The organism is Rhizobium sp. Root1204 (genome assembly GCF_001424965.1).
Classification (GTDB): domain Bacteria; phylum Pseudomonadota; class Alphaproteobacteria; order Rhizobiales; family Rhizobiaceae; genus Pararhizobium.
Genome location: NZ_LMCZ01000031.1, coordinates 1 through 12,455 on the forward strand (window position 1 = coordinate 1; position 12,455 = coordinate 12,455).

Sequence of the window (12,455 nt, forward strand, 5' to 3'; positions counted from 1 at the left end):
CGTTGACGGACTTCAGGTGAAAACTTGTTCGTTGTCTTGCTCATGATAGCTCCACTTTCTCAGAAGTTGGAGCCTCCGGCAAACCCGGCGCGGTTCAGACTCTTTGAAGCGCCCATTCTCGTCACGGCGCACATAGCGCTTGTCATTTCCGGTATCAATCAATTCCCGTTTCGACAGCACAGTTCTCTCCAATCGTTCATCAGCGGGAAAACGCACGAGATTCCAAAAAGATGCGGGGTGGAACGGTTTTCTTGCATATTCGGAACCATCACGCGAATCGCTCGTTGTCGCGCTGATCAAGGAGATTGCCAATGTCCAGCTTTCAGTTTCGCTTTTGGGATCGGGACGGCGCAGTCGCCACCGATGAGATCTACGAATTCCGGGATTTGTTCGCCGCAGTCGATGAAGCGAAACTGGTTCTCGCTGAAATGGTTCTCGACGGCATCCCGGCGAAGTCTGGCGATGTCATGGCCGTCGAGGTGGTAAACGCCGACGGAGTGATTGCAGCGAAGGTCGGTTTGACATTGAGCGTGGACTACCCCTCCGCATGACCACACGTTCGCGGACCCGGACGACGATAGACGTTCCCCTGGTTGATCAAAAGAGTCGAATATGTGACGGGCCTCTCCGTGCATAAGCCAGTTTATCATCAGGATAAGGTCACACCTGGACGGGTCGGATGCTCGGCTGCCGTTTCGTTGGCCCCAGGAAGAAGCGGGAAAATCCCTGTGTTCATCATCCCCGTCGCGTTCGTTGACACAGGAGCGACCTGGAAGGGGAATTAAGGACTGGCAGAAATGTTCCAATCAGCCGCTCCCAGTTTTCAAGCTGCTCAATGCCACCTTGTTGCGAACACCCCCCGGAACATTCGGAAGGGATCGCGGTTAATAGCTCCAGCCGAGAGGAAGACGCCATGGCCTCCGCCGAAACCATAATCCCCCGCCATCGAGGAGCAACTGACTGTCGACAAGCGGACTGTGGTTGATGGATTGGTTACGGTCGGGACGCATACACAATTATGTGACGAAATCGCAACCGCCCAGCTTGAGCGGCGCATCGTGGAGGTGATCCGGGTACCGATGGACATTGAAGTCGATTACGCGCCGTCAATGCGCACCGAGGGGGACGTCACCATCGTCCCGGTCTTTGAAGAGCGAATGGTAAAAAGACTTTTCCTCGTCGAGGAAGTGCACTTACGGCAGCAAACCACCTCCAAGACGCTCGACATCCCGATCACCCTGCGCAAGCAATCCGTCTCAATCGAACGTAACGTAGAAAACAAGGAGAACTGAAATGGCCTACAACGAAACCGAAAATGGCTACTCGACCGCATCGGGCACATCGAGCGCCCTTACTGCATTTTTCGACAGCCGCGCCGACGCGGACAGCGCGATCGAACGTCTAGAGGATGCCGGGGTGTCATCTGATGCGATCCGTCTCGTGCCCGGCTATGAGGCCGACGGCGATAACGAGACCACCGCCGCGGATGATCGAAAAGGCTTTTGGGAATCACTCGGTGATTTCTTCTTCCCGGATAAGGACCGCCTTGTTTATTCAGAAGGCTTGCGGCGCGGCGGCTTCCTCGTATCCGTCACCTTGGTCCGCGATACGCTGTACGAAACCGCGCATGAGATCCTGGACGAAGAAGGAAGCATCGACATCGACGAACGTGCCGACACTTGGCGTAACGAAGGCTGGAACGACTACATCTCGACCTCGTCGACCTCATCAACCTCGACCTACGACGCAAGTCGGGCGTCGCTTGGCACAGCTAGCGACGATGCGTTCGTTCCCGACACGACCGATCACGATACCATCAAGGTGGTGGAGGAAAATCTTCGTGTCGGAAAGCGCGACGTCAACGCAGGCAGCGTGAAGGTCCGATCTTACACGATCGAGACGCCCGTGAGCGAAGACATCTCGCTGCGCGACGAAAACGTCACCATCGAACGGCGCACCGTCGATCGTCCGCTTTCGGATGCCGACGCCGCATTCCAGGAACGGACGATCTCCGCAGAAGAGCGCCATGAAGAGGCAGTGGTCTCGAAGGAGGCCCGCGGCGCCGAAGAAATCGGGATCAACAAGACGTCGACGGAGCGGACGGAGACCGTAAGCGATAGTGTCCGCAAGACCGAGGTCGAAGTCGCCGACCAGCGCATCGGCACGCAGAAGCAGGACGGCTTCAGCCAGAGCCAGGGCTTCAAACGCACCTGAATTGAGAACGCGGGCAGCCAGAATATGAGGCCGCCAGCGTGTCAGGACACCTTGGAGTTCCGATGCCGATCTATTTTCTTCATATCAGGCATTCAGATAGCGTCGACGAAGATCTGGAGGGTGCTTCCTTCGATACGCTCGACGAGGCCACCTCGAATGCGGCGGGCGCGTTAAGGGAATTGGTGGCGCAAAACCTGAGGGCGGCGCGTCAGATCGATATCTATGGCATCGAGATCACGGATCCGACGGGGGCCGTCGTCGCCTCAGTCTCGGTCGAAGACGCCGTGCTCCGCGAATTATACCAGAAGGACCGGTAGCCATTCGCGGCGTCGAGCCCCGGCCTCGTTTCTCACGCGTTCCCCAGCATCTCAGCGATCAGACGGCCGAACGCATCCATGTCGAACGGTTTGGTCATGATCTGCCTGTCAGGAGCAAGATGCTCTCTGTCGATCTGCGGCGGGTCGTCGCTTCGAACACTGCAATCCTCGTTTCAAGGATGGTATCGTCCTCGTCCGTTTTAAGAACAGCGTTTGCAAGAACAGCAAGACGGGATCCATCATGTTTCACAAGATCCACCGCGATCTAGTTAAAACAACCCTGCATGCGCAACCACGGAGCAAAGTGTGTCTCATAAAACACCCGACCAGCGACAGTCAGCAAATGAAGGAGCCGCTTGCCCTGCAGCTCATGGTCTTCTCTGCCAAGCCGGTTCCGCAATGTCGCGTTCACCAAGACGATACGACCTCGAGCGTCGAGTACGAGATACCCGCAGGGAGCGTTGTCGAATAAGTATCGAAAGTCGGTGTAATAGTTATGCCGGGCATGCAAGCCAAATTTTCGCATGCGTCGGGCTGTTCGCCCACGGGCTGTTTTCATGATCGGCATTCTTGCGGGCTTGGCGATAGTCTAGTGACGAGGCCGACGAGATGGCGAGCGAAAGGGGATTATCATTTTAGCAGCGACAGAGATATGCGACTGCGTGGTGATAGGCGGCGGGCCTGCAGGCTTGACGGCCGCGATCTATCTCGCGCGCTACATCTTACGGTGACTCATACGGGCTTCCCCGACGGCATCAGCGGTAGTGAGTTGCTCGCAAGGATGCGCGTGCAAGCCGTGAGGTACGGAGCTGAAATCCGGCGCGCTCAGGAAGTCCCTACGCCGGTAGAATGGCGTCTTTGTTCTGCAATCCGGCGATACAGAAATCCGGGCAAAAACGGTCCTGCTGGCCACCGGCGTCGTCAACCGCCGACCATCGATGCCGAAGGACAAACATGACGATGCGGTCGCCCGCGGCCTACTGCGGTATGGTCCTGTCTGTGACGGCGTTGAGGTCACCGACGAATCAGTCGGCGCGATGGGCTATGGATCAAAAGGCTTCCGCGAGGCCGTCTTTCTGAGGAGTTACAGCAAGGATATCACGCTGATTTCACCTGAAGAGGATCACGGACTCAAGGACGACGAATTTGATCGTCTTCGCACAGTGGGGATCGCTCTTGAGGTAGGCCCCTTAACATCGATCGATTTAGGGGACGGAGCAATCGTTGTCTCTTCACCTACAGGGATGCACAGGTTCCCATCCGTCTACGCTGCGCTTGGCTCGGATATCCGTTCGTCGCTGGCGGGGGACGTGGGCCGACTTGTCTGAGGAGGGCTGCATCGCTGTCGATCAGCATCAGCGGTCAGCCGTCCCTGACCTCTACGCCGCCGGAGATGTCGTCATTGGCCTGGACCAGATCAGCAATGCCATGGGGCAAGCGGGAGTAGCAGCCACGGCGATGAGAAATGACCTCTGTGAGAGAGAGATGCTCGTCCGTTAGGTGCTAAGTGCTCGATCCTGGATTATGATGGCGCTGCATCTCCCATGCTCGGAGGGCTGCTACCAGCGGGCGATCGCTACGCGGGAACTATCTGGTGTCAGTTGGGTTCTTCGCTACGGGAAGCAACAACTCTAACTCGCGCCCAAATGAACTTAAGCTCTAATCTAAATGGGATGACATGAAGCAGAACTGGCCAAAGCGCATCTGGATGGTACGGCACGGCGAAAGTGCCGGAAATGTTGCCCGCGATGCCGCAGATCTTGCAGGCCATGCACGCATCGAAATCACACAACGGGACGTCGACGTGCCACTAAGTCCACTTGGCCAACAGCAATCGGAGGCGCTGGGCGCGTGGTTCGGCGCTCTGCCTGAGCAGCCAGACGTTATTGTGGCGTCGCCCTACATACGCGCTTTGAGCACGGCGGACACGATCGCTCGGCAGCTCACTGCCTGGCCACGCCTCACTGTCAGCACCGATGAGCGGCTGCGGGAAAAGGAGTTCGGCATCCTCGATCGGCTGACGCGGCGAGGCATCGAAGAGCTCTATCCAGATCAAGCGGAGTTTCGCCGCATCCTGGGAAAGTTCTATCATCGACCGCCGGCCGGTGAGAGCTGGTGCGACGTGATCCTGCGACTGCGAAGCATGCTTGATACCATCAGCCTGCATTACGCCGATCGGAGCGTCCTGATCGTCGCGCATCAGGTTGTGGTCCTATGCATGCGATACATCATCGAAAATCTGTCCGAGGAGCAGATCCTTGAAATTGACCGGCAGGGGGACGTTTCGAACTGCGGTGTTACCGAATACATGACTGAGCCTGATACCGGCGTTGGCGGCGGCCTGGTCCTGACACGTTATAACTTTGTGGCGCCTTTGGTTGAGGCAGGGGCGCCTGTTACCGCTGAAAAAGACGCAAATGTTGCTGCTCGGTGATGGACATGCAGATCGTCAACCGAGACCTCCTTCGAAGCCTGCCGCTCCCCCAACCTGCAGAAGGCAGCAAGGAAGACCGCGGTCGGGTGTGCATTATCGGCGGAAGCAGAGAAGTTCCCGGAGCGGTCCTTCTCGCAGCTCTCGGCGCAATGCGGGTGGGAGCCGGCAAGCTTCAAATCGCCACCATCGAAAGCCGCGCAGCCGCGATTGCAGTGGCGATGCCGGAGGCGATGGTCATCGAACTACCGGAAACGCCAGCGGGTGGATTGCAGTTCCGACCGATAGTGTCTGCCGCTTCCAGATGGGCAGAGGCCAACGCGCTCCTCGTAGGTCCCGGCATGGTGGAGGAGCCGGACTGCGACGCCATTTTGGAACATCTGCTGGAAAGCAATACCGAAACGATCATCGTAGTGGACGCCGGAGCCCTGCCGCAGATCATTGAGCAAGGCGATGCGCTTCGAAGACGCTCCGGCCGCGTTATTGTCACACCCCATGCAGGCGAGATGGCCAACTTACTGGGGATCGGGAAGGCGGTCGTCGAGGCCGATCCGAGATCAGCAGCCGCCCGCCTGACGGACGAATTTGGGCTAGTGGTGGTCATGAAAGGAAGCCAGACGATTGTCACCGCATCGGATGGAAACTGGCGCTATGAAGGCGGTGGCGTGGGGCTTGCCACATCAGGCTCTGGAGACGTTCTTGCAGGCATCATAACCGGACTGGCGGCCCGTGGTGCCGACCCGGTAACCGCAGCGATCTGGGGCGTTTTTCTCCACGGCGAGGCAGGATTTAAACTGTCGGAAAGGGTCGGCCCACTCGGTTTTTTGGCGCGTGAAATTCCCGACCGTATCCCGGAGCTCCTGTCCGAGCTGCGCTATTGGTCAGACGAATGAAATGGTAGAGCGCACCCCGGAAGAAATCGAGCTGCGACGAGCCCGGCGCGCCGAACGTCGGCAAAAGCAGCGCGATGCCAATGTGATCCGTGCGGCCAAAATGCATCTCGCCCGCCTTTCAAGTGCCCCAGCCCCTCCAGCGCCGGATGACGCCACTGGCAAGGTTCATATCGGTTGTTCTGGATGGTACTACTGGCACTGGAAAGGCAAATTCTATCCGACCGGCACGCCTTCAAATCAGTTGTTCTCAATCTACCAGGATAATTTCGCGACCGTCGAGCTCAACGCGCCGTTCTACTCGTGGCCGACAATTGCTGCGGTTAAAATATGGATACGTCAGACCGTTCCTAGCTTCGTCTATACGATCAAGGTGTGCGAGCTCATCACGCACATCAAGCGGTTCGAGGACACACAGGAACTCGTGGAGGATTTCGGATATATCGCCGACCTGCTGGGGCCTCAAATGGGATGCTTCCTCTTCCAACTTCCACCAAGCGTACGCTATTCGCCTGACATGCTGCATTTGATCTTGTCGCAGCTTGATCCAAGGCATCGCAACGCCGTTGAGTTCCGCCATAAAAGTTGGTGGAACGAGGACGTTTATTCGGCATTCAGGGCGGCTGGGGCGATTTTCTGCTCTTGCAGCGGACCTCGGCTGCCGGGCGAACTCGTGCGCACGAGTGATGACATCTACCTCCGCTTCCACGGGACCCAGCAGTGGTATCGCCACGACTACAGCGACGCTGAGCTGACGGTATGGGCGGAGCGCATCCGGGGAAGTGGCGCCAAGACGGTCTGGATCTACTTCAATAACGACCGCGATGGCAATTCGATCAAAAACGCTAAGCGACTATCCGAGATGCTTGCGGCACGCAGCTAGTGACTGCCAGATTGTCGGACAATACTGATTTCGGGGCCGAGCCGCCGACCAGGTGTCAAGTACCGCCGCTGCGACCTTCGACCAGATAGGGCGTTGGGGGGGCTGCTTAGATCGGCTTACGGTTTTTGCCACAGCACTCGCGTCCGAGTTGCTCGCTCGATGGCTGCCCGGCGGGCGATATTTATGCAGGCGATGGCAAACGCCTCTTCATCAGCAGTAGCGAGGTGGTGAAACGCGGAATTCTCTTCAAACGCCTGCCGCGCCGCGACGTCGGTCATGGCGTTTTGCTGGTCAAGCAGGTAGCGCTCGATGTCCCCACCGCAGGCCTCCTTCAACTGAGCAACGGTGAACCCATCGGCCTCGGCTTTCAGCCAAAGCACTTTCGCATGATCTTAGAAATCGGCTTTTTCGATCATGTGTTCCCGGCGCGCCAATGATCTCCTGGCCCCTGTCATCTAAGCAGTGGCTGATTGTCTGCATAATGTCTGCTCCTTTCCAAGCTTAGACCGGCCTCAGGTGGGATATGTTTCTACCTCGTACCAGAGGCGTTCTCTTTAAGATCTGGGATCCCGGTATAATCACCTTCGCCGCAAATCTTGCACTGATATAGAGCGCCAGTGGCCGGGTCGTAGGTTCACATCATTTCAAGGCGAGCCATCGCTGCGTTCCGCAGTGGCAGCCATTTCAACACCGAAGCAGCCTGAGGAGACCATTTCGCGGCTTAGTCTGAGACATTGTGCAGTGCGTTTGCACCCCTGAAACCAGATTTGTCCGCTTTGTTTGACCGGTGAACGGCCGGACGTTTCAGGACGCGGCACAGTTTACTCGCTCGTCTCTCCGTGTGACGCGGCGACCGGCTTCAACTTAGGTGAGCCCCTGAAACGCAGAAAGATCGAAAGGACCACGATGACCGACGCCAATGGCAGAGGGATCGGCGATCGAATGTTATCTTGCCCGTCGGCGTTCTTTTCGGCGTCTGTCACCTCACTTACCGTTTAACTGAAATACCTCCTCGAAGAACGCTATCCGTTCGATCCCATTGTCAGTTTTCCGTTCGAAAACCAAGCGACCATCGCGCAGCTCTGCTCGCTGTGACCGTGTCAGCAACTTGATCGTCTTCCGAGACGGCTTTCCGATGAAGCTTATCGCCATCGCAAGCGGTCCGCCATCAAGCTTGCTGATGCCAAATCGGCTGGCCGCAACTCGCACCTTTATGAGACGAAACAAAATTGCTACGTCCTCGGGAAGCTCACCGAAACGATCCTCGAACTCCTGGGCGAATCCCTCCACTTCGCTACCAGTTACGGCTCGAAGCAGCCTCGCGTAAAGATTAAGCCTCACGGCTCCGTCGGAAACATATTCCAGCGGGATCGTTCCGGCGATGCCGAGGTTAAGGACGACCAGCTGTTCGGCGATGGCTGCTTCTCTCTTTGATCCATTGACCGCTCGCTCCAGGAGCTTTTGGTAAAGGTTGACGCCGATGAGCTTCATATGACCAGCTTGGTCAGAGCCCGCGACGTCTCCAGCTCCCCGAAGGTCGAGATCCTGCATGCTGATCGCGAGCCCGGCGCCAAGACGATCGTTTTCAACCATGGTCGAAAGCCGCAGTCGCGTTTGCTCGGATATGTCACCTTCGGCCGTGAGAAGACTAGCTACTCCCTGGACCTTTCCTCGCCCAACACGTCCGCGGAGCTGGTGCAGTTGCGCCAGCCCGAACCTGTCTGCGCGCCAAATGACAATCGTGTTGGCGCGTGGCACATCGAGACCGCTCTCGATGATGTTCGTAGACAGGAGGACATCGCCATCCCCGTCGGCAAAGCCCACCATAACGTTGTCCATAAACGCGGCCTTCATCTTGCCATGCGCGATCCGGATCGACAATTCAGGCACCAGCTCGGCCAACATCTTGTGCACCTGGTCGATATCCTCGACCTGCGGCACGACCATGAAGCTCTGCCCGCCGCGGCGATATTCCCGCATCAGCGCGACCCGCATTGAGGCGCGATCGACCGGACCGAGGGACGTCCGGACTGGCCGACGCTTCGAAGGAGGCGTTGCAAGGATGCTGACATCCTGGACACCGATCATGGCCGACTGCAATGTCCGAGGGATCGGCGTCGCCGACATGGTCAGTGTGTGCAAAAGCGGCGCCATTGCCTTCATAGCCTGCTTTTCCCGCGTTCCGAACCGATGCTCTTCGTCAACTATCAAAAGGCCGAGATGGTCAAAACATACATCTTTTGCAAGAATTGCCTGAGTGGCGACGACGATCCTGATTTTTCCGTCGGCAAGGTCTAACTTAACGTCCTTGGCTTCCTGCGGGTCGACGACCCGAGACAACATCGCCACCCGGATCTCGGTGCCAGCAAACCTGCGCTCGAAGGTGGTAAAATGTTGTCGCGCCAGCACCGTGGTCGGCGTGATGAGAACGACCTGGCCGCCGGCAAGTGCGACAGCCGCCCCGGCCCGCAGTGCAACTTCAGTTTTCCCAAAGCCAACATCGCCGCAGATCAACCGGTTCATGACAGTTCCCGAGGCCAGATCCCCAAGAACCGCTTCGATCGCAACTGCCTGATCAGGAGTCTCCGCATACGGAAAACGGCGAACGAACTTCGCATATTCCATCCGTGGCGGAACGAAGAGCTCGGCCTTAGCCTCCAGTCGTTCCTTTGCAAGCTTCATCAGGTGCCGGGCAGCAACGCCAATATCCTTGTCGATGACAGCCCGTCTCTTCGACCATGCTTCAGTATGGAGCCGGTCGAGTGTGACGGCTTCGGGCTCAGATCCGTAGCGCCAAAGTTTTCCGAACTCATCGATCGGCACGAGAAGCGAGGCGCCATCGCGGTACTCGAGCCGGGCAGCGTCGCGCGTGACACCATCGACGGTAATGTCTTGTAGGCATTTCAAGATGCCAACGCCATGATCCTCGTGGACGACAACGTCGCCGAGATTGAGTTCGGGTTCGGCAAGAAAGAGCGCATTATCCGCCGCCGCCGTGCGTTCGCCAAGGATATCTTTCAGGGTAACCGCCGTGAGAATGGCTGATGCGAAGCCGCTATCCAGCGGACATTCCAGCGTCAAAAACGCACTTGGTTCGAAAGCATTTTGCTCTTTCCAACTGCTGATCGCTTGGCCCTCAGTTACTACCTCTTGCTCTACACGCCGCGCAAGATTTTCGAATAGACGCCCGCGTCCAGTCAACAGGACCCTGCGCCCGGCTATTTTCTCCGACTTCACGTAATCGATGAACGCCCTGCGGGGGTTCGAAGCGTCAGCAAATTTCGGAAGTTCGCGCGACTCTCCAAGATCGAGCTCAAACGTAGCAATGCTTTTCATGGCGCCGCTCCACTCGAACTGCTGCAAATAAAGCGATTGCTGTCGTTCGACGGCGCCATGATCGAAACGATCTCGAGCCTGTCGCGCTTCCTCAATGATATCGAGATAACTGCTCAGACGCTCTTCAGCACCTTCTCCGAAGGCGATATCGATATCGCCCACCATGTCGAAAACTGTTTGCATCGTTCCGTACAGCTGAAGTAATCGCTGCTCCGATACTTCGGCACCAGAGTCTTGGTCATCGAGGTCACCGTCCAGAGCAATCGCTTCTGATGCCGGGCCGAATACCATTACCTCGACCGTGCTCGTCGTTCTCTGCGTAGTCGGGTCGTAGGACCGAAGTTCCGCAACCGTCGAATCCTCTCCCAAAATGATACGGAAAGGCTTCGACGCGCCCGCCGGGAAAATGTCGATCACATCATCCCGAAACGCCAGCTCGCCTGGCTCATCGACGATACCGTCCTCGATATAACCGGTGCGGCCAACAAAACGCTCGAATGCCTGCCTATCGAAAGCGCCTCCAACGGCAAGCTCAAACAAGCTGTTGTTTATAATTCGCGCAGGCGGAATGCGCTGCAGAAGTGTATCCAATGAGGTGATTAACAGCTTGGGCTTTATAGAGGGCTGGGACCAAACCCGCAGGGCGTCCATCCGCCGTCCCATCGCCTGCCGGGACGGGGGAACTCGATCATACGGCAGACAGTCCCAGGGCGGAAGAACTACGATATCGAGTTCCGGATCAAGAGATCGAACGGCATCGGCAACTCTATTGGCACCGCCCTCACTCAATGCAATATATCCGCGAGGCCGCTTTGAAGTTGTCATCACATCGATGAGCGCGGCTGCAATCAGCCCAGCGGGACGTCGGTGAACTGGATTTAGATGATCGGGGACGACAGAACTATTGTACTCGATGACGCGCAACGCAACCTCCAACCATCTCGCCCCTGAAGACAGCCCTCGGGAGGCGTCGGCCAACCCGCCTTGCTGCTAAACCAGAGTTGTTGCGGATGGTTCCACCGAAAAGAAACGACGCCCTGGGGTAACGAAAACTGGAGTGGAATACGGTGCGGCAGATCAATCTTAGCGGCAGATTAAGGTCTGCATCAGAGGTTTGCTCTTGAACGGATTCGAACCGTCGGCCCACACGACTTGCTCCCTCAATACTTGAATGTAGTCGAACGTCGGGAAAGTTGGCGGCCAACGCTTCGAAATCAACGGCCTACCATCCCCGCCGCATTGATGTTAACGACCGTCTTGCTGACGCAGCCAATTTTCTGCTCCCGGTTGCCCTCAAGATAGGATCCGAGCGATTTCCCGTTCCAGCTGCTCCTGCGTATAGGGCTTGCCTAACCGGGGAAGATCCATTTCGGTACCTGCCGGCAGTTCGGCGTAGCCTGTTGCGACCAGGATCGGCAGGGTAGGACGCAAGTCGCGTGCAGCCTTTGCCAGCTGGGCGCCGTTCATGCCCGGCATCGAGAAATCCGTAATCACGAGATCGATGTTAGGCTCGCTCTTTATAACTTCCAGGGCCTGCTGCCCGGAACTTGCCTCCAGCACGCGATGGCCGAGATCCTCAAGCATGTCGACGGAACTCATGGCAATCAATGCGTCGTCATCGACCAGAAGAATAGTCATTGGCCCGCGCTGCATTTGGATGACTGGGTCCAGCGTCACTGCTTGACGGCGAACCTCAGTGGTCGCCGGAAGCCAGAGTTCGGCCAACGTGCCCTCCCCCCAACGTGCTAATGAGTTTGAGTGCACCGTAAAGCTGGACCGCCAGACCATGGATCATCGATAGGCCAAGCCCCGTCCCCTTTCCCAACTCCTTGGTAGAAAAGAAAGGGTCGACAGCGCGCCGGACTGTTTCTTCGTCCATTCCAGATCCGGTGTCCCTGACACCGAGGCACACGTAGGCCCCACGAGCCAGCCCGTCGGCTGGTGTGACGCTGTCCTCCGCGCGGACGCTTACCTCTTCGACGAAGATGGGCGGCAGGCGCGCCTGTGCGGGTTGCAAGGTTCCAAATCAGGACGCGAGGTTACGCCGGAAGTTATCGATCTGAAGGGTCACGAAGATGTATGGCTCCGGGCCGGACTGTTATCAGGCGCCAAGACCTCAATCAATATTCCTCCGCAGGTCTCGCGGGGCCTGGACGACATGCCTTGGCCCGAGGCGCCTCCCTCCGCCGTCGTCTTGCCGCTGCCAAGGACAGGTCAGGAACCAGCAGCGCCGGTGCGCCACCGAACGCCTCCAGCGCAAGCAGGTGGCATTCGATCCAATCAGTAGCGTCTCGCTCCAGCGAGCATGTGCAAACGACAAGCTCGATGCCCCCAAGACCGCAACAAACAGATGGGCTTGCCGCGTCTTGCCGGACAATCTGTCG

At 57.5% G+C, this 12,455-nt stretch carries 12 protein-coding genes and 3 pseudogenes; 9 read left to right on the forward strand and 6 right to left on the reverse strand.

The window, feature by feature from the left end; translation table 11 throughout:
* Nucleotides 1–12 precede the first annotated feature (12 nt).
* Nucleotides 13–300 (reverse strand): hypothetical protein, encoded by a 288-nt coding sequence (locus ASC96_RS32145; RefSeq protein ID WP_156397696.1) that lies wholly within the window; start codon nt 298–300, stop codon nt 13–15.
* Nucleotides 301–311: 11 nt separating this feature from the next.
* Here ASC96_RS32145 and ASC96_RS20865 point away from each other — a divergent pair, with 11 nt between their 5' ends.
* The 9 genes from ASC96_RS20865 (at nt 312) to ASC96_RS20905 (ending at nt 6,735) form a co-directional block, all read left to right on the forward strand.
* A complete protein-coding gene (locus ASC96_RS20865) occupies nt 312–551 on the forward strand; it encodes a hypothetical protein (protein ID WP_060505044.1) in 240 nt (79 codons plus the stop codon).
* A gap of 405 nt (nt 552–956) precedes the next feature.
* The gene (locus ASC96_RS20870; RefSeq protein ID WP_280140020.1) at nt 957–1,292 is read left to right on the forward strand and encodes a DUF2382 domain-containing protein; all 336 of its coding nucleotides are present in this window, start codon (nt 957–959) and stop codon (nt 1,290–1,292) included.
* Nucleotide 1,293: 1 nt separating this feature from the next.
* Nucleotides 1,294–2,214, forward strand: a complete 921-nt coding sequence (locus ASC96_RS20875; RefSeq protein WP_060505046.1) for a YsnF/AvaK domain-containing protein — start codon at nt 1,294–1,296, stop codon at nt 2,212–2,214.
* A 62-nt stretch (nt 2,215–2,276) separates the two neighbouring features.
* Nucleotides 2,277–2,531, forward strand: coding sequence for a hypothetical protein (locus ASC96_RS20880; protein ID WP_060505047.1), 255 nt, complete (start codon nt 2,277–2,279; stop codon nt 2,529–2,531).
* A gap of 938 nt (nt 2,532–3,469) precedes the next feature.
* Nucleotides 3,470–3,859: a hypothetical protein gene (locus ASC96_RS34440; protein WP_348270818.1), complete on the forward strand. Its 390-nt coding sequence runs from the start codon at nt 3,470–3,472 to the stop codon at nt 3,857–3,859.
* On the forward strand, nt 3,852–4,031 hold the full coding sequence (locus tag ASC96_RS34445; RefSeq protein ID WP_348270819.1) for an FAD-dependent oxidoreductase: 180 nt from the start codon (nt 3,852–3,854) through the stop codon (nt 4,029–4,031). The genes ASC96_RS34440 and ASC96_RS34445 overlap by 8 nt, the downstream gene beginning before the upstream one ends.
* A gap of 178 nt (nt 4,032–4,209) precedes the next feature.
* A complete protein-coding gene (locus tag ASC96_RS20895) occupies nt 4,210–4,965 on the forward strand; it encodes a histidine phosphatase family protein (protein ID WP_060505049.1) in 756 nt (251 codons plus the stop codon).
* 5 nt (nt 4,966–4,970) lie between these two features.
* Nucleotides 4,971–5,855, forward strand: coding sequence for an NAD(P)H-hydrate dehydratase (locus tag ASC96_RS20900; protein ID WP_348270820.1), 885 nt, complete (start codon nt 4,971–4,973; stop codon nt 5,853–5,855).
* Between the two features lies 1 nt (nt 5,856).
* Nucleotides 5,857–6,735 carry a DUF72 domain-containing protein gene (locus ASC96_RS20905; RefSeq protein ID WP_060505051.1) on the forward strand — a complete coding sequence of 293 codons (879 nt, stop codon included), beginning with the start codon at nt 5,857–5,859 and terminating at the stop codon, nt 6,733–6,735.
* 116 nt (nt 6,736–6,851) lie between these two features.
* Here the strand turns inward: ASC96_RS20905 and ASC96_RS32920 are convergent, their stop codons facing one another.
* The 5 genes and pseudogenes from ASC96_RS32920 to ASC96_RS32930 form a co-directional block, all read right to left on the reverse strand.
* Nucleotides 6,852–7,115 (reverse strand): hypothetical protein, encoded by a 264-nt coding sequence (locus ASC96_RS32920; RefSeq protein WP_156397697.1) that lies wholly within the window; start codon nt 7,113–7,115, stop codon nt 6,852–6,854.
* A gap of 441 nt (nt 7,116–7,556) precedes the next feature.
* Nucleotides 7,557–7,649 (reverse strand): annotated as a pseudogene (locus ASC96_RS34450) (DUF6766 family protein); the annotation flags it as partial.
* A gap of 70 nt (nt 7,650–7,719) precedes the next feature.
* Nucleotides 7,720–10,995 carry a DEAD/DEAH box helicase gene (locus ASC96_RS20915; RefSeq protein WP_244482243.1) on the reverse strand — a complete coding sequence of 1,092 codons (3,276 nt, stop codon included), beginning with the start codon at nt 10,993–10,995 and terminating at the stop codon, nt 7,720–7,722.
* A gap of 369 nt (nt 10,996–11,364) precedes the next feature.
* Nucleotides 11,365–11,992 (reverse strand): annotated as a pseudogene (locus tag ASC96_RS32155) (response regulator); the annotation flags it as partial.
* Nucleotides 11,993–12,284: 292 nt separating this feature from the next.
* Nucleotides 12,285–12,455: pseudogene (locus ASC96_RS32930) on the reverse strand (IS21 family transposase); the annotation flags it as partial.

Excerpts from the sequence above, each read along its gene's own strand:
- ASC96_RS20865 (WP_060505044.1), top strand. The coding sequence starts at position 312 with ATGTCCAGCTTTCAGTTTCGCTTTTGGGATCGGGACGGCGCAGTCGCC.
- ASC96_RS20875 (WP_060505046.1), top strand. The coding sequence starts at position 1,294 with ATGGCCTACAACGAAACCGAAAATGGCTACTCGACCGCATCGGGCACA.
- ASC96_RS20880 (WP_060505047.1), top strand. The coding sequence starts at position 2,277 with ATGCCGATCTATTTTCTTCATATCAGGCATTCAGATAGCGTCGACGAA.
- ASC96_RS34440 (WP_348270818.1), top strand. The coding sequence starts at position 3,470 with ATGCCGAAGGACAAACATGACGATGCGGTCGCCCGCGGCCTACTGCGG.
- ASC96_RS20895 (WP_060505049.1), top strand. The coding sequence starts at position 4,210 with ATGAAGCAGAACTGGCCAAAGCGCATCTGGATGGTACGGCACGGCGAA.
- ASC96_RS20900 (WP_348270820.1), top strand. The coding sequence starts at position 4,971 with ATGCAGATCGTCAACCGAGACCTCCTTCGAAGCCTGCCGCTCCCCCAA.
- ASC96_RS20905 (WP_060505051.1), top strand. The coding sequence starts at position 5,857 with ATGGTAGAGCGCACCCCGGAAGAAATCGAGCTGCGACGAGCCCGGCGC.